Here is a 21,026-nt window from a genome sequence, read left to right as displayed (position 1 = left end):
CTGGTCACGCCCGATGCCCAACCGGCCCGGCATGCGGAACCGGGTTTCCGCCGGAGGCGTCGTGGCCGAGGGTGCCGGGAGGAAGGCGGTCAGGTCTGGATCTCGCTCGGGACCGGCGACGGGGACGGTGACGAGGACGGTGACGAGGACGGCGAAGGGGACGGCGACGACACGAGTGCCTTGTCCATGGACCGCCGCTCCCGCGCCCCCGCCGTCAGCACCGCCGCCCCGGCCAGCGCGGCGAGCGCGCCGCACACCGGCCAGAGCAGCCCCGGCGCCGCCGAGTACAGCGCGCCGCCGAGCGGCGGGCCCAGGACGGCGCCGCTGATCGAGGCGCCGGCGTACAGGCTCTGGAAGCGGCCCTGGAGGTGCGCGGGCGAGCTGTCGGCGACATAGGCCGAGGCGGGGGTCTTGTAGAGGATCTCGCCGCCGGTGACCAGCAGCATCATGAGCACGGCGGTCGCGATGTACGCGCCGGCGGCGAGGCCGCCGAAGCCGGCTCCGACGAGGACCAGCCCGGCGCCGATGATCTTCAGGGGCGCGCGCTTGCGCAGCCCGACGGCGGCCGGCAGTTCCAGGCAGAGGATCAGACCGCCGTTGAGGGCGAGCAGCCAGCCGTAGACGCCGGTGCCGATGCCGTGGTCGGCGAGGAAGACCGGCAGGGTCGAGTACTGCTGCCGGTAGACGGTGTCGACGACGACGATCGCGGCGAGCAGGACGAGGACGGCGGGACGGGCGCGCAGCGCCGTCCACAGCCCGGGGGCGTCCGCCGGCACGGAGGCCCGGTGGCGGCGTGCGACGTGCGCCGGCAGGACGCGGGCCGCGTAGCCGGCGAAGGCCAGGGTGCCGAGGCCGTCGGCCACGAAGAGCCAGCCGTACGAGAAGTGCGCGGCGAGCAGCGCGCCGAGCGGCGGACCCACGGTGAAGCCGGCGTTGGCCGCGAAACGGTGGACGGCGAAGCCCTGCCGCCGCGCCCCCTCGGGTACGGAGACCGCGACGAGCGCGGCGTTCGCGGCGCGGACGGTGCCGCTCGCGTACTGGCACAGCGGCAGCACCAGGATCAGGGCGGGCGTCGGCAGGACGGGCAGCGCGACGAGTCCGAGGCCGGAGACGAACGCTCCGGCGAGCATGGTGCGGCGGTGGCCGTAGTGGTCCCCGAACCAGCCGCCGGTGAAGTTGCCTGCGACCAGACCGATACCGCCCGCGCCCGCGATGAGCCCGGCCTGCGGCACGCCGAGCCCGCGCTGACCGGTCAGGTACACGAAGAGGTACACGAAGGTGAAGCTGACGAGCATGTTGACGAACGTCCCCGCGGCCAGCAGCCACACGACCTTCGGTACGTCCCGTATCGCGCCGCCCCGTATCCCGCCGCCGCCCCGCGCCCCGCTCGCCATGCCGTCTCCCCACCCGAATGAGTTCCTTATGGGAACTGACCATGGCAGGATGGGACGCCACGGTCAACGGCGTATCCGGAACGGACCGGAGGACAGGGGGTGTCGCATGGCCCGGCGAACCGACCTCGGGGACGCGAACTGTGCCATCGCCCAGGCTCTGGACGTGGTCGGCGACTGGTGGACGCTGCTGATCGTCCGGGACTGCGCCCGCGGCGTGCACCGCTTCGACGAGCTGCAGCGCGAACTCGGCATGTCCCGCAAGGTGCTCGCCGAACGGCTGAAACTGCTGGTCGACGCCGGGGTGCTGGCCCGCGAGCCCTATCAGGAACGGCCGGTCCGCCACGAGTACCGGCTGACGCCGCGCGGCCGGGCGCTGCTGCCCGTGCTGGTCGCCCTCCAGGACTGGGGCGACGCCTGGATCCTCGGGGACGGAGAGCCCCCCGTCACCACCGCCACCGCGGCCGAGGGCTCCCGCGAGGCCGGACGCGTCCACGACCTGATCGGCACCCGGGTGCCGCGACTGACCCTTCCCGGGGCGGACGGCATGGCCCACGACCCGGTCGCGGACGCCGCGTTCACCGTCCTGTACTGCTTTCCCGGCGCGTACGCCCGCCCCGAGTCCTACCCTCCGGGGTGGGCCGGCATCCCGGGCGCGACGGGCTGCACCCTCGAATCGTGCACCTACCGCGACCGCCTCGCCGATTTCACCGCGGCGGGGGCCGCGGTGCACGGCGTCAGCGGCCAGCGCCCGGACGAGCAGCGCGCCTTCGCCGCCAAGGAGCGCCTGCGCTTCCCGCTCCTCTCGGACGCGGACCTCACCCTCACCGCCGCCCTCCGCCTCCCCACCTTCCGCGCCGGCGGCACCACCCGCCTCAAACGCCTCACCCTGGTCATCGACGCCGACCGCGTCATCCGCGAGGTGATCTACCCGATCACCGACATCACCCAGAGCATCGACACCGCCCTGACCACCGTCCGCACCCACAGCCGGCCCTGACACCGCACCGACCGGAGCGTCAGCCGAGCAGGCGGCCGAACATTTCGCGGGCGTAGGCGCGGTCGTAGGTGCCTCCGGTCAGGAGGACCTGGAGGCAGATGCCGTCGATGAGGGCGATCAGGGCGCGGGCGGTGGCCGGGTCGGTGTGGGTGGCGAGGAGGGTGGTGGCCTGGTCGACCCATTCCGCCGCGATGGGGCGGACCGCCTCGCGGCGCAGGGCCGCGAGGTAGAGGTCGTAGTCCAGCTCGATCAGGGTCCGGTCGCCCGAGAGCCACACCTCCAGCAGCCGGGACAGCTCGTCCGCGACAGCGGCCGGCGTGGCCGGTTCGACCCGGGATTCCAGCCCGTCCCCCGGCCCGGCTACCGGCCCTGGGCCCGGCTCTGAGCCCGGCCCGGCCCCCGGCCCGGAACTCGGATCCGCGAAGAGCGGGCTGTCCTTGATGGACTGGGCGAAGCCCTCGTTGGCCTGGCGGAGGGCGGCGACGAGCAGGTCGTCGAGGGTCGCGAAGTGGTACGTGGTCGAGCCGAGGGGGACGTCCGCCTCGGCGGCGACCGAGCGGTGGCTGAGCCCGGCGATGCCGCGTTCGCCGACCACCCGGATCGCGGCGTCGATGATGCGGCGGCGCCGGTCGGGGTCGTAGCGGCGGGCCATCAGTGCGACCCGCCGAGGTTGAGCACGATGACGCCCGCGATCACCAGCAGCACCCCGAGGACCTTCGCGGCGTTCGCCGCCTCCCCCAGGAAGACCATCCCGATCGCCGCGATCATCGCGGTGCCGACGCCCGCCCAGATCGCGTACGCGGTCCCGACCTCGACCGTCTTCAACGTCTGCGCGAGCAGCGCGAAGGCGATGACGTAGCCGGTGACCGTGATCGCCGACGGCCACAGCCTGCTGAAGCCGTCGCTGTACTTCATCGCGGTGGTTCCGAGTATCTCGGCGATGATGGCGCCGCCCAGCATGATGTACCCCATGTGTACCAGCGTACGCAACGATGCGTACGCCCGTACACATGAGTCGGAACCGGCGGCCGGGTCAGCTCACCGTGAACCAGGTCGCGCGGGACTTCTTCCACTCCGCGTGCGTGAGGTCCTTCGCGTCGGTGCCGTCGCCGTACAGGTCGGCCGAACCGTCGTCGGTGACGAGCTGCGCGCGGGCGCCCGGCACGGTCAGGTCCGGGACGTCCACGACGGCCTCCCAGCCGCCCGCGTCGGTGGTCGGCAACTGGACCCGCTGGACCGGGGCGTGGCCCGGGACGCCGTCCCACGAGTACAGCGCGTACGGGTCGCTGTTGTCGTCGGCGGCCCAGGAGCCGGCCACGATCAGATACTGGTCGGCGGCGTTCTTGCGGATGTCGCGGATGCTGAGGCCGCCCAGGTCGAGCTCGATCGGGGCGCCGAAGACGGCCTTGGTGCCGGTGATCACCTTGTCGATGTTGGTGACCGGCACGATCAGCGCCTTGCCGCCCGGCACGTGCGGGGCCAGCGGGGCGCGGAAGCCGATGTACGCGGTGGTGGTGCTGCCGGGCGCGAACTCCAGGCCCTCGACGTTGAACCCGTCGATCTGCTTGGGCACTTCGCCCGAGGCGGCGCCGGCCGCGAAGCCGTAGTGGTCGCCGTTGGCCTTGTCCCAGGCGATCAGGTCGGCGCGCAGGTCCTTGTACTTGCCGCCCAGCGCGAGCTGGGTGCTCGCGCCCGAGCCGGTCACCGTCGTGGTGAACAGCGTGGCGCGGTCGGGCTTGATCTCGCCGTCCTTGTTGTTGCCCAGCGAGCCGGTCCAGTAGATCGTGTTGCCGACCCGGGCCGCCGCCTCGATGTCGATCTCCTTGGAGACGCCGAGCGAGGAGCTGAAGTCCCAGGTGTGCACCGGCGCCCCGGATGCGGCGCGGTCGTACAGCCGCAGCGTGTTGGACTCGTCGTCGGCCACGACGGCGTAGCCGCCGCCGACGTCCACCGCGGCCGAGGCGTCACTCGAACCGGTGAAGTAGCGGGTGTCCGCCGCGAACTGGACCGCCGGCGAGGCCGCGTAGTGCAGCGTCTTGGTCGCGGTCTTGCCGCCGAGACCGGTGACCTTCAGCGTCAGATCGGTGTAGCCGGAGCCGTGCGCGGCCACCGCGACCCGGCGGGCCCCGCCGGTCCCCGTCACCGTGACGTCGCCCGTGCCCGCGACGGCGGACTTCGAGCTGGCCGAGGCGGCCACCGTGAGCGCCGAGGCGTCGGCGCCGCTCTGCGAGACCGTCGCGGTGACCACCGGGTCGCCGGTCGCACCGACGGCACCCGACAGGTACGCGGCGGACAGCGTGATGACCGGCGTGCCGTAGCTCGCGGCGTGCGCGGGGGCGGGAGCGGCGAGGCCCATGGCGCCCAGGGCGAGAGCCGCACCCGCGGCCAGACCGGCCCTGCGGACGGACGGGGAAACGTAAGGCTGCACGAGGAGTGCCCTTCGACGTCGCTGATGTCGTGGCAAACCCTCGGGCACGGCCGACAACGAGGGACCCCCGCAGGGCATACATCCGGCGAACAACGGCGGACGGCCCGCACGCGCGAGGCGTGCGGGCCGTCCGGTGGTACCGGTGGTGCGGTGCGTGCTCAGCCGATGTTGAAGCCGAGCGCGCGCAGCTGCTCGCGACCGTCGTCGCTGATCTTGTCCGGGCCCCACGGCGGCATCCAGACCCAGTTGATCTTGAGGTCGGCGACCAGTCCGTCGGTCGCCGAACGCGCCTGGTCCTCGATGACGTCGGTCAGCGGGCAGGCCGCCGAGGTGAGCGTCATGTCCAGCGTCGCGACGTTCGAGTCGTCGACGTGGATGCCGTAGATCAGGCCCAGGTTGACGACGTCGATGCCCAGCTCGGGGTCGACGACGTCGTACAGCGCCTCGCGGACCTCCTCCTCGGAAGCCGGCTTGGTGGTGACTGCGGACACGGCCTCGGCCTCGACCTCGGCCACTTCTGCGTTGTCGGTCATGCGGACTCCCTTTCGGACAGCGCCTGTGCGGTCGCGTCCTTCCACGCCATCCAGCTCAGCAGGGCGCACTTCACGCGCGCTGGGTACTTGGAGACACCGGCGAACGCGACAGCGTCCTCCAGCACCTCTTCCATCGCGTCGTCCGGCTCCAGCTTGCCCTTGGACTGCATCAGCTCCAGGAAGACCTCCTGGACCTTCATCGCCTCGTCCAGCTCGCGCCCGACCACCAGCTCGTTCATCACCGAGGCGCTGGCCTGGCTGATCGAGCAGCCCTGGCCCTCGTAGGAGACGTCCACGATCTTCGAGCCGTCGAGCTTGACCCGCAGCGTGATCTCGTCGCCGCACGTCGGATTGACGTGGTGCACCTCGGCGTCACCGTCGCGCAGGCCACGCCCGTGCGGGTGCTTGTAGTGGTCCAGGATCACTTCCTGGTACATCGAATCCAGCTTCACCAGTCAGCCCTCACCCGAAGAAGTTCCGTACGTGCTCCAGTCCCTCGACGAGGGCGTCTACCTCCGCGGGGGTGGAGTACAGATAGAACGACGCCCGCGTGGTCGCGGGAATTCCGTAGCGCAGGCAGACCGGGCGCGCGCAGTGGTGTCCGACGCGGACCGCGATGCCCTGTTCGTCCAGTACCTGGCCCACATCGTGCGGGTGGATGTCACCCAGCACGAACGAGATCGCGGCGCCCCGGTCCTCGGCCGTCGTCGGGCCGATGATCCGCAGGTCCGGGACCTCCAGCAGGCGCTTCACCGCGTATTCGGTGATGGCGTGCTCATGGGCCTCGATCTTGTCCATACCGATCGCGGTCAGATAGTCCACGGCCGCGCCCAGCCCGACCGCCTGCGCGATCGGCGGGGTGCCGGCCTCGAACTTGTGCGGCGCCGGGGCGTACGTCGAGGAGTGCATCGAGACGGTTTCGATCATCTCGCCGCCGCCGAGGAACGGCGGCAGGTCCTCGAGCAGCTCCTGGCGGCCCCACAGCACGCCGATGCCGGTCGGGCCGCACATCTTGTGGCCGGTGAAGGCCACGAAGTCGGCGCCGAGCGCCTGCACGTCGAGCGGCATGTGCGGCGCGGCCTGCGAGGCGTCGATGAGGACCAGTGCGCCGACGTCCTGGGCACGCCGGACGATCGCGTCGACCGGGTTGATGGTGCCCATGATGTTGGAGACCAGGGTGAACGAGACGATCTTCGTCTTCTCGGTGATCACCTGGTCGATGTCGGAGAGGTCGAGCCGGCCGTCGTCGGTCAGCCCGAACCACTTCAGCTTCGCACCGGTGCGCTGCGAGAGCAGCTGCCACGGAACGATGTTGGAGTGGTGCTCCATCTCCGTGATCACTATCTCGGTCTCGCGGTCCACCCGGTAGGGCTCGTCGGCCCACCCCAGCATGTTCGCGACGAGGTTGAGTGACTCCGAGGCGTTCTTGGTGAAGATCACCTCGTCACGGCTCGGCGCGTTGATGAACGCGGCGACCTTGTCGCGCGCGCCCTCGTAGAGCGCCGTGGCCTCCTCGGCGAGCACATGCACGCCACGGTGGACGTTGGCGTTGTGCTGCTCGTAGTACGCGTTCAGCGCGTCGAGCACCTGGCGCGGCTTCTGCGAGGTCGCAGCGTTGTCCAGGTACACGATCTTCTTGCCGTCGTGGACCATGCGGTCCAGGATCGGGAAGTCCTTGCGGATCGCCTCGGTGTCGAGGAGGCCATGCAGTGGTGTCACGCGGAAGCGCCGCCCTTCGTGCTGTATGCCTCGTAGCCCTCGTTCTCCAGCTTGTCGGCCAGCTCGGCGCCGCCGGACTCGGCGATGCGGCCGTTCGAGAAGACGTGAACGAAGTCGGGCTTGATGTAGCGCAGGATGCGGGTGTAGTGGGTGATCAGCAGCGTGCCGACCTCACCGGTCTCGCGGACGCGGTTGACGCCCTCGGAGACCTGGCGCAGCGCGTCGACGTCCAGACCGGAGTCCGTCTCGTCCAGGATCGCGATCTTCGGCTTGAGAAGCTCCAGCTGGAGGATCTCGTGGCGCTTCTTCTCACCGCCGGAGAAGCCCTCGTTGACGTTGCGCTCGGCGAAGGCCGGGTCCATCTGGAGCTGCTCCATCGCGGACTTGACCTCCTTGACCCAGGTGCGGAGCTTGGGAGCTTCGCCGCGGATCGCGGTGGCCGAGGTGCGCAGGAAGTTGGAGACCGAGACTCCGGGGACCTCGACCGGGTACTGCATGGCGAGGAACAGGCCGGCGCGGGCGCGCTCGTCGACGGTCATCGCGAGGATGTCCTCGCCGTCGAGCGTGACGGTGCCACTGGTGATCGTGTACTTCGGGTGGCCGGCCACCGAGTAGGCCAGGGTGGACTTGCCGGAGCCGTTGGGGCCCATGATGGCGTGCGTCTCGCCCTGCTTCACGGTCAGGTCGACGCCGCGGAGGATCTCGCGGGGGCCGTTCTCGGCCTCGACGGAGACGTGCAGGTCGTGGATCTCAAGCGTTGCCATGGGTGCCTCAGGACTCCTGGGTGACGGAGACGAGCACGTCGTCGCCGATGATCTTTACGGGGTATACGGGTACGGGTCGCGTCGCGGGCAGCCCGGACGGCTTGCCGGTACGCAGGTCGAAGCTGGAGCCGTGCAGCCAGCACTCGATCTGGCAGTCCTCGACCTCGCCCTCCGAGAGGGAGACGTTCGCGTGCGAGCAGATGTCGTTGATCGCGAACACCTCGCCCTCGGTGCGCACCACGGACACCGGCGTACTGCCGATCTCGACGCGCTTGGGCGTGTCGTCCTCCAGCTCGCTCAGCGAGCAGGCGATGACGAAACCTTGGGCATCCTGGGCCGTGGCCATCAGACGGACGCCTCCAGCTCCGCGTCGATCTTCGCCATCAGGCGCTCTTCGAGGTCGGGCAGACCGATCTGCTGGACGAGCTCGCCGAAGAAGCCGCGCACGACCAGCCGGCGGGCCTCGATGGTCGGGATGCCGCGGGACATGAGGTAGAAGAGCTGCTCGTCGTCGAAGCGGCCGGTCGCCGAGGCGTGGCCGGCACCGGCGATCTCGCCGGTCTCGATCTCCAGGTTCGGGACCGAGTCGACCCGCGCGCCGTCCGTGAGGATCAGGTTGCGGTTGAGCTCGTAGGTGTCGGTGCCCTCGGCGGCGGCGCGGATGAGGACGTCGCCGATCCAGATCGCGTGCGCGTCCTTGCCCTGCAGCGCGCCCTTGTACGTGACGTTGCTGCGGCAGTGCGGCGTGTCGTGGTCGATGAAGAGCCGGTGCTCCTGGTGCTGGCCCTCGTCGGTGAAGTACAGGCCGAACAGTTCGGCGTCGCCGCCCGGGGCACCGTAGATGACCCGCGGGTGCAGCCGGACCAGGTCGCCGCCGAAGGTGACGATCACGGACTTGAAGCGGGCGTCGCGGCCGACCAGCGCGGTGTGCTGGGCGACATGCACCGCACTGTCGTCCCAGTCCTGGACCGAGACGACGGTGAGCTTGGCGCCGTCGCCGATCAGGTACTCGACGTTGGCGGCGAGCGTGGCGTCACCGGTGTGGTCGATGACCACGACCGCCTCGGCGAAGGCACCGATCTCGATGACCTGGTGGCCGTAGGCGGTGCCGCCCTCGCCGTGCACAGCGATCCGGACCGGCTCGGTGAGCACGAGGTCCTTGGGGATCGAGACGACCGAGGCCTTCTCGAAGGAGCTGAACGCCTGGGCCACGACCCGGTCCGCGGGCTTGCCGGCCTTGCCGACGCGGGCGTCGGTGCGGTCCACCGTCTCGACGGTGACGCCCTCGGGGGCGGTCACGTCGACCCGGAGGCCGCCGTTCGCCTTCGCGGTGCCGTCGTGCAGGCCGCGCAGCCGCTCCAGGGGAGTGAAACGCCACTCCTCCTCGCGACCGTGCGGCACCGGGAAGTCGGCCACGTCGTAGGACGGCGCGGCGCTGACCCGGGCATCGGCGGGGTGACCCACCGTGATGGCACCTTCGGTGGTGCTGCCGGCAGGGATGTTGTCAGCCATGGCTTGTCGTACTGCTCTCTTTCTGGATGAACGTCGTCGCGTCGCTGGTGGACAGGCCGTCGGACCGTACGGGTGCGCTCGCGCACCCGTACGGTGACGTCGTACTAGCCGACGGAGCCTTCCATCTGCAGCTCGATCAGGCGGTTCAGCTCCAGCGCGTACTCCATCGGCAGCTCACGCGCGATCGGCTCAACGAAGCCGCGCACGATCATCGCCATCGCCTCGAACTCCGTCATACCGCGGCTCATCAGGTAGAAGAGCTGGTCGTCGGAGACCTTGGAGACGGTCGCCTCGTGGCCCATGGAGACATCGTCCTCACGGACGTCCACGTACGGGTACGTGTCCGAGCGGGAGATCGTGTCGACGAGCAGGGCGTCACAGAGCACGTTGGACTTGGCTCCGGCCGCGCCCTCGCCGATCTCGATGAGACCGCGGTAGGAGGTACGGCCGCCGCCACGCGCCACGGACTTGGAGACGATGTTGGACGACGTGTTCGGCGCCATGTGCACCATCTTCGCGCCGGCGTCCTGGTGCTGGCCCTCGCCCGCGAAGGCGATGGACAGGGTCTCGCCCTTGGCGTGCTCGCCCATCAGGTAGACGGCCGGGTACTTCATGGTCACCTTGGAGCCGATGTTGCCGTCGACCCACTCCATCGTGGCGCCCTCGTAGGCGACCGCGCGCTTGGTGACCAGGTTGTAGACGTTGTTCGACCAATTCTGGATGGTCGTGTAGCGGCAGCGGCCGCCCTTCTTCACGATGATCTCGACCACGGCGCTGTGCAGCGAGTCCGAGGAGTAGATCGGCGCGGTGCAGCCCTCGACGTAGTGGACGTAGGCGTCCTCGTCGACGATGATCAGCGTCCGCTCGAACTGGCCCATGTTCTCCGTGTTGATACGGAAGTAGGCCTGCAGCGGGATGTCGACATGCACGCCCTTGGGGACGTAGATGAACGATCCGCCGGACCACACGGCCGAGTTCAGCGAGGCGAACTTGTTGTCGCCCACCGGGATGACGGTGCCGAAGTACTCCTGGAACATCTCCGGGTACTGCTTCAGCGCCGTGTCGGTGTCGAGGAAGATGACGCCCTGCTCCTCCAGGTCCTCACGGATCTGGTGGTAGACGACCTCGGACTCGTACTGGGCGGCGACACCGGCGACGAGACGCTGCTTCTCGGCCTCCGGGATGCCCAGCCGGTCATAGGTGTTCTTGATGTCCTCGGGCAGGTCCTCCCAGGAAGCGGCCTGCTTCTCGGTGGAGCGCACGAAATACTTGATGTTGTCGAAATCGATGCCGCTGAGGTCCGAGCCCCAGGTCGGCATGGGCTTCTTGCCGAACAGTTTCAGACCCTTGAGCCGCAGCTTCAGCATCCACTCCGGCTCGGATTTCTTCGCGGAGATGTCGCGCACGACATCCTCGTTGATTCCACGCCGGGCGTTGGTACCGGCGGCGTCCGAGTCGGACCAGCCGAACTCGTACGTGCCCAGCCCATCGAGTTCCGGGTGCGTGGTCTCCGTGGGAGCAGTCATGCGGGGTTCCTCCCGGCCGTACTGGCGGATGCGTTATTCACTGCGGTATTGGTATTCACTGCGGTACCGGCCTGCTGTTTTTGCTGGTGTTGCGGGTGCTGCGGGATGTACGTCGTGCAGACGCCGTCGCCGTGGGCGATGGTGGCCAGCCGCTGGACGTGGGTTCCCAGCACGTGGGAGAAGACCTCGGCCTCCGCCTCGCACAGCTGCGGGAACTCCTCGGCGATGTGCGCCACCGGGCAGTGGTGCTGGCACAGCTGCTCGCCGGCGGGCTCCCGCGCGCCGGAGACGGCCGACGCACTGCGGGTGGTAGCAGCGTACCCGTCCTCACTCAAGGCCTTGGCGAGCGCCTGGGTGCGCTGGGCGGGGTCCGCCGCCTCGACGGCGGCACGGTAGCGGTCCGCCTGCTTGGCGACCCGGGCCCGGGCGAACGCGGTGACCGCGGCATCGCCCGTCTCCCCGCCGCCGGCGGACTGCGCGATCCAGCGCAGCGCGTCGGCCGCGATCTGGTCGTAGGCCTGGTCGAAGGCGTCGCGCCCGCAGTCGGTGAGCGAGAAGACCTTGGCGGGGCGTCCTCGGGTGCGTGCCCCGTAGACCCGCTGCTCACGCGGCTCGACGATGTTCTCCGCGACGAGATGGTCCAGGTGGCGGCGGACGGCGGCCTGGGTGAGGCCCAGCCGCTCCGCCAGGTCGGCGGTGGTCGAAGGACCGTGGTCCAGGATCGACCGGGCGACCCGGTTGCGGGTACTCCGCTCCCCGGTCGTCTGCTCCTCCTGGGCCGCGCCGACGTTTTTCACAACTTCATTGTTGCGTAATTCATCGGGCCCCGGCAACCCATGCCGGATTCCACTCCCGGTGGAGTTCGTCACTTAGGCAAACCTAAGTTGACCTGCGGAATTACTGAATCAAGATCTTTTCCCCGCGCATTCCGTCCGGCCGCCGGGCGTCCCGCCCCGGGCGGGTTCAGGGCACCGACCGGCGCTCCTTAGACTCACAGGCATGCGAAGCGGCAGCACCAGTCAGTCACCGGCGGTCGAGATCGCCGGCCTGGTCAAGCGGTACGGCGACAAGTCCGCGGTGGACGGTCTGGACCTGACGGTGGCGGCCGGTTCGGTGACCGCCGTGCTCGGGCCGAACGGCGCGGGCAAGACCACCACCGTCGAAACCTGTGAGGGCTACCGGCGCGCCGACGCCGGGAGCGTCCGGGTGCTGGGCCTCGACCCGGCCACCGAGGGCGCCGCCCTGCGGCCGCGCATCGGAGTGATGCTGCAGTCCGGGGGCGTGTACCCGGGGGCGCGCGCCGAGGAGATGCTGCGGCACACCGCCGCGCTGCACGCCCGCCCGGTGGATCCCGCGCTGCTCATCGAGCGGCTCGGCCTGGAGTCCTGCGGCCGCACCCCGTACCGCCGGCTGTCCGGCGGCCAGCAGCAGCGGCTCGCGCTCGCCATGGCCGTCGTCGGCCGGCCGGAACTGGTCTTCCTCGACGAGCCCACCGCCGGGCTCGACCCGCAGGCCCGCCGCGCCACCTGGGATCTCGTACGGGAGCTGCGCGCCGACGGGGTCACCGTCGTCCTCACCACCCACTTCATGGACGAGGCGGAACAGCTCGCCGACCAGGTCGTGATCATCGACCACGGCCGGTCCATCGCCCACGGCACCCCCGAGGAGCTGTGCCGGGGCGGCGCCGAGAACACCCTGCGCTTCACCGGCCGCCCCGGCCTCGACCTCGTCTCGCTGCTCAAGGCGCTGCCGGACGGCACCGCGGCGGCCGAGCTGACGCAGGGCAGCTACCGGATCGAGGGCGCCGTCGATCCCCAGCTGCTCGCCACCGTCACCTCCTGGTGCGCGCAGCACGGCGTCATGCCGGACCGGCTGGCGGTCGAGCGCCGCACCCTTGAGGACGTTTTCCTGGACCTGACCGGCAAGGAGCTGCGCGCGTGACGACGGCAGAGAACACGGCGGCGGACACCGCATCCGGGGCCGGCGGAACATTCGTTCCCGACCCGGGCGCGGCGCCGCTGTCCCGCATGATCGGCGCGCAGACGGCGTTCGAGACGAAGATGCTGCTGCGCAACGGTGAGCAGCTGCTGCTGACCGTCGTGATCCCGGCACTGCTGCTCGTCCTGTTCAGCGCCGTCCCGATCGTCGACACAGGTTCCGGCAAGGCCGTCGACTTCCTGGCTCCCGGCGTCCTGGCGCTCGCCGTGATGTCCACCGCGTTCACCGGCCAGGCCATCGCGACCGGCTTCGAGCGGCGTTACGGCGTGCTGAAGCGGCTCGGCGCCTCGCCGCTGCCGCGCTGGGCGCTGATGGCCGCGAAGACCGGCTCGGTGCTGGTCACCGAGGTGCTGCAGATCGTGCTGCTGACGGCGATCGCGTTCGCGCTGGGCTGGTCGCCGCACGGAAACCCGCTCTTCGTGGTGCTGTTGCTCGTGCTGGGCACCGCCGCCTTCTCCGGGCTCGGCCTGCTGATGGCCGGCACCCTCAAGGCGGAGGCGACGCTCGCCGCCGCGAACCTCGTCTTCCTGCTGCTGCTGGTCGGCGGCGGGATCATCGTGCCGCTGGACAGGTTCCCGGGCGCGGCGCAGGACGTGCTGCGGCTGCTGCCGGTCTCCGCCCTGTCCGACGGCCTGCGCGACGTGCTGCGGGACGGCGCGGGCATGCCCTGGGGCAATCTCGCGATCCTGCTGGTGTGGGCGGTCGTGGGGCTCGGCGCGGCGGCGCGCTTCTTCAAGTGGGAGTGACGGGCCCGCCGGAAGGGCTCCTCAGCCCGGCATGATGCAGTCGACGAAGCGGGCGAACTTCTTGTCGTGCGAGCCCGCGGCGACGAACGCGTCCGCGGCGTGGTCCACGATCCGGCACATGTCGTAGCGGACGCTGGTCGGCAGCTGCGCACCGGCCGTGGGCCGGTACTGGTGGGCCCCGGAGAGCTGGCACATGTCGTACCGCACCAGCGGGCCGCTCGCGCCGATGTTGTAGCGGTGCGCGGTGAGGCCGTCCGAGTACTGCTTGTACGACTGGGACGTGTCGTCGCAGTCGTTGAAGTGGACCGTGCCGCTGTTCCACTCGCAGTCGATGACCACGACCGCGGGGTCGCGTATCTCGAAGCGGATGTCCTCGGCGTGGAAGCGCTGCACGGAGTCGAAGTGCGAGGCGCGCGGGAAACGGAAGAAGGCGCTCTCGAACCCGTACTCCGGATGGGGCGTGGGGCGGCGGCCGGTGATGATGTAGCTGCCGCTGCGGCAGGTGATCGAGCCCCCGTAGGGGAACTCCAGGAAGTTGCCCCAGTCGTAGGTGACCGTCATGTCGGTGAACCAGTAGTTGAGGAACTGGTCCTGCTGCTCGCGCTTCTCCGACCGCTTGGAGAGCCCGGAGTACAGGAACGCCTTGCGGTAGGCGCCGCCCACCCGGCAGGCCTCCCAGCGCATCTCCGAGTTGTTGTTGCTGCCGTCCAGGGCGAGGCCGTACTCCCACTCCCCCATCCACTCGCACTCGGAGAAGCGGTAGTTCTGGGCCCAGCCGGTGGAGTACGAGGAGAAGAACGAGGCGCCGGGCGTGCCCGAGGTGAAGCGCAGCCCCTCGAACGAGATGTTGCTCCACATGTTGTTGTTGCGGCACAGGTAGGCGTCCTTGGCCGACTTCGGCGCGAAGACGATCTCGCTGATCCGCATCCCGGCGCCCCGGAACCGCAGGCCGCTCGCGCGCTTGTCCGCCTTGTCGCCGGCGAGCAGCGCGCCCGGCTTCGTGACCAGGTACACCCCCGGCGGCACGTCGATCACGGTGTGCCCCACACCGCCCGAGATCCGCGACTCGGCGTACGCGTACGCGGCGGCGAAGGCCGCGCTGTCGTCCGTCTTTCCGTCGCCCTTGGCCCCGAAGTCCGCCATGACGTCCGCCACACCGGGACGGTCGGCGTTCCCCGACGCCGCCGCGGGCGCGTTCCACTCCCCGCTCGCGTATCCCGCGATGCCCGCCCCCGCGACCACCGCGGCGCCCCCGTAGAGCATTCTCCGCCGGTTGACCGAACCGCTCTTGTCGGTTGTCATATTTCCCCCAGTCGCGGTTTCTCCGCTCGATGTTAAGTGTGCCGGGCGCCTCCTGACCCCCTCGTGAAAAGTTGCACAAGCTGCCGCTTACGATGGGCGCGTGCCGAAGTTGCCCGAAGTCGCCCGTAATCCGCTCGCCCGCATCGCCCGCCGCTGGACCCCGTCCCCGGTGACGGTCCAGCGGGCCTGCGCGGCCGCCCTCGCGATGGCCGTGGTCATCGTGGTGACCGGCGGCGCGGTGCGGCTGACCAGCTCGGGGCTCGGCTGCCCGACCTGGCCCAAGTGCACCGACCAGAGCCTGACGGCCACCAGCGAGATGGGCTTCCACGGCGCCATCGAGTTCACCAACCGGATGCTGACGTACGTGCTGTGCGCGGCGGTCGGCTGGGCGATCATCGCGGTGCGCTCGCAGAAGCCGTGGCGGCGCAGCCTGACCCGGCTCGGCTGGGCCCAGTTCTGGGTGGTCATGGGCAACGCGGTACTCGGCGGCATCACGGTGCTGACCGGCCTCAACCCTTATGTCGTCTCGGGGCACTTCCTGCTCTCCAGCGCGCTGATCACGGTCGCCGTGGTGACCTGGCAGCGGGCCCGCGAGGGCGACGGGGCGGCGCGCCCGCTGGTGGGCCGGCCGGTGCAGCAGCTGGCCTGGGTGCTGACCGTCGGCTGCGCGCTGCTGATCGCGGTGGGCACCGTCGTGACCGGCGCCGGGCCGCACGCGGGCGACTCCACCGAGGTGCACCGCATCCCCATCGACTGGAAGACCGTCGCGCAGCTGCACGCCGACCTCGCCTGGGTCGTGGTGGCCCTCACGCTCGCGCTGTGGTTCGTGCTGCGCGCCGTGGACGCGCCGGCCGGGCCGAAGGCCCGTACCCGGGACCTGTTCCTCGTCCTGCTGGCGCAGGGCGTCATCGGCTATGTGCAGTACTTCACGCACCTGCCGGAGGTGCTGGTCGGGCTGCACATGCTCGGCTCGGCACTGATCTGGATCGGGGTGCTGCGGGTCGCGCTGTCGATGCGCGAGCGCCCGTCGGCGCAGCCCGGCATCCCGGGCCCGGCGCAGTCCGGCTCAGCGCTCGCGTCCACGGCCTGACCCGGCGCGGTCCGCGTGCCGCTCCAGTCCGTAGACCCGCCGCGCGTTCCCCGCGACGATCATGCCCGCGACGCGCCGCGCGTCGGACGGCGTCCAGGCACCGTCGGCCACCCGGTCGGTGAGCAGCCGCTCCAGCGCCTCGCGGAAGAACCGGACCCCGGTCACGTACAGCTCGGGCAGCGCGTACGCCCCGGTCGAGAAGAGCACCTTGCCGAAGGGCGCCAGTTCCAGCGTCCCGGCCAGCGCCGGGGCCGCCGGCGCGGAGCCGATGTCCGTGTAGACGTGCGCGAACGCGGCCGCCAGCCGGGCGACCGGCCGGTGGTTCGGGAATCCCCGTAAGAGCACCACGTCGGTGCCGAGACCCGCGGTGGCGCGCAGAAAGCCGGTGAGCCGCAGCGGGTCGGCGCCCGCGGGGCCGCGGATCTGCAACGGCAGACCGGTCGCGACGGCGTTCCACACCAGATGGCGCAGCAGCACCGGATCGTCGAGCGGTTCGCCGGCCGTACGACCCGCCAGCCAGGCGCCGGCCGCGCGCCGTACCAGGCGGGCGTCGGGCGGCCCGGCCGGGAAGCCGGGCGGACAGGTGTCGGCCACCGAGAACGCGACGGCCGTCCGGGCCGCTCCGTGCACCGCCTCGGCGACATTGGTGAGGAACGCACCCGTGGTCCCCGAGGTGTCGGCGACCTGCTGCGCCAGCGGTTCCAGCCGGACGATCTCGTACGCCGCGGCGGCCGCGGCCGCGCCCAGTTCCTTGGGCGAGGTGAGGTCGGGGGCCTGTGCGGCGGGCATCGGACCGGCGGCGCCGTCCCAGGCCCCGGCTCCCACGGCGGCGTCCACCAGATGGGCGCCGATCCCGGTGCCCCGCAACAGCAGCCGGGTGGCCTCGTACGCGCCCAGCTCCCGGCGTCCTGCCAGGTAGTGCGCGGGGGTGCAGTGCGGTTCCAGTCCGAGGAGGGGCGGGCACCAGCGGCGCACGGCGAAGCCGGCGGGACTGTCGAAGAGCGTGGTGCCGGGCGCGGCGGCCCCCGTGAGGAGCGCCTCGAACGAGCCGAGGCCCAGCTCCCCGGGGACGACCCCGTGGCAGTGCGCGTCCACCCAAGGTGGCAGCTCCAGCATCACTGACTCCTCGCACCGCCGGCCGGGACCGTTTCCCATGGTCCCTAACGGGCGGGCGGGGCGTCAGGTGTTGCTGGGACCGCCGATCTGGATTCCGGCCATTCGCGACCATTCGTACGGGCCGGTGCGCACCTTGGCGGCGAATTCGCCGTCGAAGTCCTCGTGGACGGTGACTCCGGCGCGCTCGACGGCCGCGACGGCCATGGCGTACGTCGGGGCCACCAGGTCGCCCCATTCGCCGTTCTCGCCGACGAGGACGATCCGGGCGCCGATCTCACCGATGTAGGCGATGTTCGCCTCGGCGCCGCCGCCGTGGCTCTTGGCGAAGGCACCGATCTGCTTCGCCAGCCTGGCGGTGCGGCGCTCGGCGCGCGGGTCCGCCTTCGGAGTCTCTTCCACGGTGTTCTGCGCGGTCTCAGCCATGAGGCAGATGCTACCCGTCGGTAATCAGTGAAGGAAAGGATCCACGGCCACGACGACGAAGAGCAGCGACAGATAGGTGATGGACCAGTGGAACAGCCGCATCTCCTTGAGCTTCGCGCCGCTGACCCCGGCCTTCGCCCGGCTGTGGAGGCCGTGCGCCTCCTTGAGCCACATCGCGCCGAGCAGCACCGCGGCCACCGGGTACAGCCAGGAGGTCTCGCCCAGCGGCCACCACAGGGCCAGCGAGACGATCACCATGGCCCAGCTGTAGATGACGATCTGCCGCGCGACCACCAGGTTGCCGGCCACGACCGGCAGCATCGGCACGCCCACCCGCTCGTAGTCGTCCTTGACCTTCATCGACAGCGGCCAGTAGTGCGGCGGCGTCCACAGGAAGATCACCAGGAAGAGGACCAGAGCGGCCCACGAGACGGAGTTCGTGACCGCGGACCAGCCGATGAACACCGGCATGCAGCCCGCGATGCCGCCCCACACGATGTTCTGCGCGGTGCGGCGCTTGAGGCCGAGCGTGTACACGAAGACATAGAAGAGGATGGCCGTCAGCGACAGCGCCGCCGAGAGCGTGTTGACCAGGACCGCGAACCAGACGGTGGAGACCACCGAGAGCGTGATGCCGAAGATCAGCCCCTCGCGCGGCGACACCATGCCGGTGACCAGCGGACGCTGCTCGGTGCGGTGCATCAGCGCGTCGATGTCGCGGTCGATGTACATGTTGAGCGCGTTGGCACCGCCCGCCGACAGATAGCCGCCCACGACGGTCGTCAGCACCAGCCACAGATCGGGGACGCCACCCGCCGCCAGGAACATCACCGGAACGGTCGTGATGAGCAGCAGTTCGATAATGCGTGGCTTGGTCAGCGCCACGAACGCCATGACACGAGCCGCGAACGGCCGCTGTCCGGTGCTCGTCCCGATGACCCCTGCGGGTCGGGATTCGACGGCCGTCACAAACACCCCTGGAGAGGATTAAGTCCAGCAAGTCCCGGTCCCAGACGTGAAGGTCCGGTAAGTCCTTGCGCGTACCACGCCACTGTAGACGTACGGAATACTCCGCCTGCCCCGGGGGGTGACCCGTGTTGCCGCCCGTCCTTCGCCAGGTGTTCAGGAGGCGAACGCGGCCGGGCCGGGGCAGGCTGTCAGTATCCCGGCATGCCGGGAATGGCCCAGCCACGGTCCTGGTTGCCCGGAGTGCCGCCGGGAACGCTGCCCGGAGCCGCGCTCCGGGTGTCGTCCCGAGGGTCGAACGCTCGAAAAGGTGCACGCGCCTGCGGCGGTAGGCTCGACAACGCCGGGTAGGCGCCACGTCACCGGCATTTCGACATGTGGAGAGGAGCCCTGAACCAGGGTGAGCAGCAAGCCGACCACCACAGACCTTGAGTGGACCGATCTGGACAAGCGGGCCGTTGATACCGCTCGTGTCCTGGCCATGGATTCCGTGCAGAAGGTCGGCAACGGCCATCCCGGCACGGCCATGAGCCTCGCGCCCGCCGCGTACCTGTTGTTCCAGAAGCTGATGCGGCACGATCCGTCGGATCCCGACTGGACCGGCCGTGACCGCTTCGTCCTCTCGGCCGGGCACTCCAGCCTGACGCTCTACACCCAGCTCTACCTTTCCGGGTATGGCCTGGAACTGGACGATCTGAAGGCGTTCCGCACCTGGGGCAGCAAGACCCCCGGCCACCCGGAGCACGGCCACACGGTCGGCGTGGAGACCACGACCGGTCCGCTCGGCCAGGGCATCGCCAACGGCGTCGGCATGGCCATGGCGGCCCGCTACGAGCGCGGCCTGTTCGACCCGGACGCGGCGGCGGGCACCTCCCCGTTCGACCACACCATCTGGGTCATCGCCGGCGACGGCTGCCTGCAGGAGGGTGTCTCCGCCGAGGCGTCCTCGCTCGCCGGGCACCAGAAGCTCGGCAACCTCGTGCTGCTGTGGGACGACAACCACATCTCCATCGAGGGCGACACCGAGACGGCCGTCAGCGAGGACACCCTCAAGCGCTACGAGGCGTACGGCTGGCACGTCCAGCGCGTCGAGCAGCTGCCCGACGGCGACCTGGACCCGAAGGCCCTGTACAAGGCGCTGAAGGCGGCCCAGGCCGAGACCTCGCGGCCCTCGTTCATCGCGGCCCGCTCGATCATCGCCTGGCCGGCCCCGCACGCGCAGAACACCGAGGCCGCGCACGGCTCGGCGCTGGGTGACGCGGAGGTCGCCGCGACCAAGAAGGTGCTGGGCTTCGACCCGGCGAAGACCTTCGAGGTCGACGACGCGGTGCTGTCGCACGCCCGTGAGGTGGCCGACCGCGGCCGCGAGGCGCACGCCGTCTGGAACAAGCAGTTCCAGGAGTGGCGCGACGCCAACCCGGAGCGCTCGGCCGACTTCGACCGGATCGCCGCGGGCGAGCTGCCCGACGGCTGGGAGAAGGCACTGCCGTCCTTCGAGACCGGCAATAGCCTCGCGACCCGTGCCGCCTCCGGCAAGGTCCTGCAGGCGCTCGGCGCGGTCGTACCGGAGCTGTGGGGCGGCTCGGCCGACCTCGCGGGCTCCAACAACACCACGATCGACAGCGGCTCGTCCTTCCTACCGGTGGGCAACCCGCTGCCGGGCGCCGACCCGTACGGCCGCACGGTGCACTACGGCATCCGCGAGCACGCCATGGGCTCGACGATGAACGGCATCGCGCTGCACGGCAACACCCGCATCTACGGCGGCACCTTCCTGGTGTTCTCCGACTACATGCGCCCCGCCGTGCGACTGGCCGCGCTCATGCAGCTGCCCGTCACGTACGTGTGGACGCACGACTCCGTCGGCCTCGGCGAGGACGGCCCGACGCACCAGCCGGTCGAGCACCTGGCCGTGCTGCGCGCGATCCCGGGCCTGAACATCGTCCGTCCGGCCGACGCCAACGAGACGGCGATCGTCTGGCGCGAGATCCTCAAGCGCCACGACTCCAAGCCCGCTCCGCACGGCCTGGCGCTCACCCGCCAGGGTGTGCCCACGTACGCGCCGAACGAGCACGCGGCCAAGGGCGGCTACGTGCTGTTCGACTCCGAGGGCGGCCGTCCGCAGGTCATCCTCATCGCCACCGGCTCCGAGGTGCAGCTGGCCGTCGAGGCCCGCGACGCGCTGCAGGCCGACGGGATCCCGACGCGGGTCGTCTCGATGCCGTCCGTCGAGTGGTTCGAGGAGCAGGACATGGCGTACCGCGACAGCGTGCTGCTCCCGGACGTCCACGCCCGGGTCGCCGTCGAGGCCGGTATCGGCCTGACGTGGCACCGCTACATCGGCGCCCAGGGCCGGATCATCAGCCTGGAGCACTTCGGTGCCTCGGCCGATGCCAAGGTCCTCTTCCGTGAGTTCGGCTTCACCGCCGAAGCCGTCGCCAATGCCGCCCGGGAATCCCTCGACGCCGTCGACAAGGCAACCCGCTGACGACCCGCACCCGACCAGTAGGAG

21 protein-coding genes are annotated in these 21,026 nt (G+C 70.4%); 5 read left to right on the top strand and 16 right to left on the bottom strand.

The window, feature by feature from the left end:
• Positions 1-89: 89 nt before the first annotated feature.
• On the bottom strand, positions 90-1,394 hold the full coding sequence (locus C6N31_RS05325) for an MFS transporter (RefSeq protein WP_138356358.1): 1,305 nt from the start codon (positions 1,392-1,394) through the stop codon (positions 90-92).
• 106 nt (positions 1,395-1,500) lie between these two features.
• Here C6N31_RS05325 and C6N31_RS05320 point away from each other — a divergent pair, with 106 nt between their 5' ends.
• Positions 1,501-2,391, top strand: a complete 891-nt coding sequence (locus tag C6N31_RS05320; protein WP_138356357.1) for a winged helix-turn-helix transcriptional regulator — start codon at positions 1,501-1,503, stop codon at positions 2,389-2,391.
• Positions 2,392-2,410: 19 nt separating this feature from the next.
• Here the strand turns inward: C6N31_RS05320 and C6N31_RS05315 are convergent, their stop codons facing one another.
• The 11 genes from C6N31_RS05315 to C6N31_RS05265 form a co-directional block, all read right to left on the bottom strand.
• On the bottom strand, positions 2,411-3,043 hold the full coding sequence (locus C6N31_RS05315; RefSeq protein WP_138356356.1) for a TetR/AcrR family transcriptional regulator: 633 nt from the start codon (positions 3,041-3,043) through the stop codon (positions 2,411-2,413).
• On the bottom strand, positions 3,043-3,363 hold the full coding sequence (locus C6N31_RS05310) for a DMT family transporter (RefSeq protein WP_138356355.1): 321 nt from the start codon (positions 3,361-3,363) through the stop codon (positions 3,043-3,045). The genes C6N31_RS05315 and C6N31_RS05310 overlap by 1 nt, the downstream gene beginning before the upstream one ends.
• Positions 3,364-3,424: 61 nt before the next feature.
• On the bottom strand, positions 3,425-4,747 hold the full coding sequence (locus tag C6N31_RS05305) for a hypothetical protein (protein WP_138356368.1): 1,323 nt from the start codon (positions 4,745-4,747) through the stop codon (positions 3,425-3,427).
• Positions 4,748-4,977: 230 nt separating this feature from the next.
• A complete protein-coding gene (locus C6N31_RS05300) occupies positions 4,978-5,352 on the bottom strand; it encodes a metal-sulfur cluster assembly factor (RefSeq protein ID WP_138356354.1) in 375 nt (124 codons plus the stop codon).
• Positions 5,349-5,804 carry a Fe-S cluster assembly sulfur transfer protein SufU gene (sufU, locus tag C6N31_RS05295; RefSeq protein WP_138356353.1) on the bottom strand — a complete coding sequence of 152 codons (456 nt, stop codon included), beginning with the start codon at positions 5,802-5,804 and terminating at the stop codon, positions 5,349-5,351. The genes C6N31_RS05300 and sufU overlap by 4 nt, the downstream gene beginning before the upstream one ends.
• A gap of 10 nt (positions 5,805-5,814) precedes the next feature.
• Entirely contained in the window at positions 5,815-7,071 is a 1,257-nt protein-coding gene (locus tag C6N31_RS05290; RefSeq protein WP_138356352.1) for a cysteine desulfurase, read from the bottom strand.
• A complete protein-coding gene (sufC, locus tag C6N31_RS05285) occupies positions 7,068-7,835 on the bottom strand; it encodes a Fe-S cluster assembly ATPase SufC (protein WP_138356351.1) in 768 nt (255 codons plus the stop codon). The genes C6N31_RS05290 and sufC overlap by 4 nt, the downstream gene beginning before the upstream one ends.
• 7 nt (positions 7,836-7,842) lie before the next feature.
• Positions 7,843-8,181 (bottom strand): non-heme iron oxygenase ferredoxin subunit, encoded by a 339-nt coding sequence (locus C6N31_RS05280; RefSeq protein WP_138356350.1) that lies wholly within the window; start codon positions 8,179-8,181, stop codon positions 7,843-7,845.
• Positions 8,181-9,347 carry a Fe-S cluster assembly protein SufD gene (gene sufD, locus C6N31_RS05275; RefSeq protein ID WP_138356349.1) on the bottom strand — a complete coding sequence of 389 codons (1,167 nt, stop codon included), beginning with the start codon at positions 9,345-9,347 and terminating at the stop codon, positions 8,181-8,183. The genes C6N31_RS05280 and sufD overlap by 1 nt, the downstream gene beginning before the upstream one ends.
• 104 nt (positions 9,348-9,451) lie before the next feature.
• A complete protein-coding gene (gene sufB, locus C6N31_RS05270; RefSeq protein WP_138356348.1) occupies positions 9,452-10,873 on the bottom strand; it encodes a Fe-S cluster assembly protein SufB in 1,422 nt (473 codons plus the stop codon).
• Complete coding sequence (locus C6N31_RS05265; protein WP_244809126.1) at positions 10,870-11,670, bottom strand: helix-turn-helix transcriptional regulator; 801 nt, start codon at positions 11,668-11,670, stop codon at positions 10,870-10,872. Before C6N31_RS05265 ends, sufB begins: the two co-directional genes overlap by 4 nt.
• Before the next feature lie 202 nt (positions 11,671-11,872).
• Here C6N31_RS05265 and C6N31_RS05260 point away from each other — a divergent pair, with 202 nt between their 5' ends.
• Together C6N31_RS05260 and C6N31_RS05255 are read left to right on the top strand one after the other, a co-directional pair.
• Positions 11,873-12,814, top strand: a complete 942-nt coding sequence (locus tag C6N31_RS05260) for an ABC transporter ATP-binding protein (RefSeq protein ID WP_138356347.1) — start codon at positions 11,873-11,875, stop codon at positions 12,812-12,814.
• A gap of 86 nt (positions 12,815-12,900) precedes the next feature.
• Positions 12,901-13,617 (top strand): ABC transporter permease, encoded by a 717-nt coding sequence (locus tag C6N31_RS05255; RefSeq protein ID WP_187145279.1) that lies wholly within the window; start codon positions 12,901-12,903, stop codon positions 13,615-13,617.
• Between the two features lie 21 nt (positions 13,618-13,638).
• Here C6N31_RS05255 and C6N31_RS05250 read toward each other — a convergent pair whose 3' ends face one another.
• Positions 13,639-14,919, bottom strand: a complete 1,281-nt coding sequence (locus C6N31_RS05250; protein ID WP_232484795.1) for a glycosyl hydrolase family 28-related protein — start codon at positions 14,917-14,919, stop codon at positions 13,639-13,641.
• 100 nt (positions 14,920-15,019) lie between these two features.
• Here C6N31_RS05250 and C6N31_RS05245 point away from each other — a divergent pair, with 100 nt between their 5' ends.
• Positions 15,020-16,009 carry a COX15/CtaA family protein gene (locus tag C6N31_RS05245; protein WP_138356345.1) on the top strand — a complete coding sequence of 330 codons (990 nt, stop codon included), beginning with the start codon at positions 15,020-15,022 and terminating at the stop codon, positions 16,007-16,009.
• Here C6N31_RS05245 and C6N31_RS05240 read toward each other — a convergent pair.
• From C6N31_RS05240 to C6N31_RS05230, 3 genes are all read right to left on the bottom strand, one after another.
• Complete coding sequence (locus C6N31_RS05240; protein WP_138356344.1) at positions 15,986-17,125, bottom strand: amidohydrolase family protein; 1,140 nt, start codon at positions 17,123-17,125, stop codon at positions 15,986-15,988. The two genes, C6N31_RS05245 and C6N31_RS05240, sit on opposite strands and share 24 nt — an antisense overlap.
• Positions 17,126-17,188: 63 nt before the next feature.
• The gene (locus C6N31_RS05235; RefSeq protein ID WP_138356343.1) at positions 17,189-17,548 is read right to left on the bottom strand and encodes a hypothetical protein; all 360 of its coding nucleotides are present in this window, start codon (positions 17,546-17,548) and stop codon (positions 17,189-17,191) included.
• 24 nt (positions 17,549-17,572) lie between these two features.
• Positions 17,573-18,517, bottom strand: coding sequence for a heme o synthase (locus C6N31_RS05230; RefSeq protein WP_138356342.1), 945 nt, complete (start codon positions 18,515-18,517; stop codon positions 17,573-17,575).
• A 397-nt stretch (positions 18,518-18,914) separates the two neighbouring features.
• Here C6N31_RS05230 and tkt point away from each other — a divergent pair, with 397 nt between their 5' ends.
• Entirely contained in the window at positions 18,915-21,002 is a 2,088-nt protein-coding gene (gene tkt, locus C6N31_RS05225; protein WP_138356341.1) for a transketolase, read from the top strand.
• Positions 21,003-21,026: the final 24 nt, after the last annotated feature.

The organism is Streptomyces fildesensis, from assembly GCF_016107395.1.
Classification (GTDB): domain Bacteria; phylum Actinomycetota; class Actinomycetes; order Streptomycetales; family Streptomycetaceae; genus Actinacidiphila; species Actinacidiphila fildesensis.
The sequence above is the reverse complement of the archived record's forward strand: the minus strand, read 5'-3'. Positions and strand labels throughout refer to the sequence as shown.

Excerpts from the sequence above, each read along its gene's own strand:
- C6N31_RS05325 (WP_138356358.1), bottom strand. The coding sequence starts at position 1,394 with ATGGCGAGCGGGGCGCGGGGCGGCGGCGGGATACGGGGCGGCGCGATA.
- C6N31_RS05320 (WP_138356357.1), top strand. The coding sequence starts at position 1,501 with ATGGCCCGGCGAACCGACCTCGGGGACGCGAACTGTGCCATCGCCCAG.
- C6N31_RS05315 (WP_138356356.1), bottom strand. The coding sequence starts at position 3,043 with ATGGCCCGCCGCTACGACCCCGACCGGCGCCGCCGCATCATCGACGCC.
- C6N31_RS05310 (WP_138356355.1), bottom strand. The coding sequence starts at position 3,363 with ATGGGGTACATCATGCTGGGCGGCGCCATCATCGCCGAGATACTCGGA.
- C6N31_RS05305 (WP_138356368.1), bottom strand. The coding sequence starts at position 4,747 with ATGGGCCTCGCCGCTCCCGCCCCCGCGCACGCCGCGAGCTACGGCACG.
- C6N31_RS05300 (WP_138356354.1), bottom strand. The coding sequence starts at position 5,352 with ATGACCGACAACGCAGAAGTGGCCGAGGTCGAGGCCGAGGCCGTGTCC.
- sufC (WP_138356351.1), bottom strand. The coding sequence starts at position 7,835 with ATGGCAACGCTTGAGATCCACGACCTGCACGTCTCCGTCGAGGCCGAG.
- C6N31_RS05280 (WP_138356350.1), bottom strand. The coding sequence starts at position 8,181 with ATGGCCACGGCCCAGGATGCCCAAGGTTTCGTCATCGCCTGCTCGCTG.
- sufD (WP_138356349.1), bottom strand. The coding sequence starts at position 9,347 with ATGGCTGACAACATCCCTGCCGGCAGCACCACCGAAGGTGCCATCACG.
- sufB (WP_138356348.1), bottom strand. The coding sequence starts at position 10,873 with ATGACTGCTCCCACGGAGACCACGCACCCGGAACTCGATGGGCTGGGC.
- C6N31_RS05260 (WP_138356347.1), top strand. The coding sequence starts at position 11,873 with ATGCGAAGCGGCAGCACCAGTCAGTCACCGGCGGTCGAGATCGCCGGC.
- C6N31_RS05255 (WP_187145279.1), top strand. The coding sequence starts at position 12,901 with ATGATCGGCGCGCAGACGGCGTTCGAGACGAAGATGCTGCTGCGCAAC.
- C6N31_RS05250 (WP_232484795.1), bottom strand. The coding sequence starts at position 14,919 with ATGACAACCGACAAGAGCGGTTCGGTCAACCGGCGGAGAATGCTCTAC.
- C6N31_RS05240 (WP_138356344.1), bottom strand. The coding sequence starts at position 17,125 with ATGCTGGAGCTGCCACCTTGGGTGGACGCGCACTGCCACGGGGTCGTC.
- C6N31_RS05235 (WP_138356343.1), bottom strand. The coding sequence starts at position 17,548 with ATGGCTGAGACCGCGCAGAACACCGTGGAAGAGACTCCGAAGGCGGAC.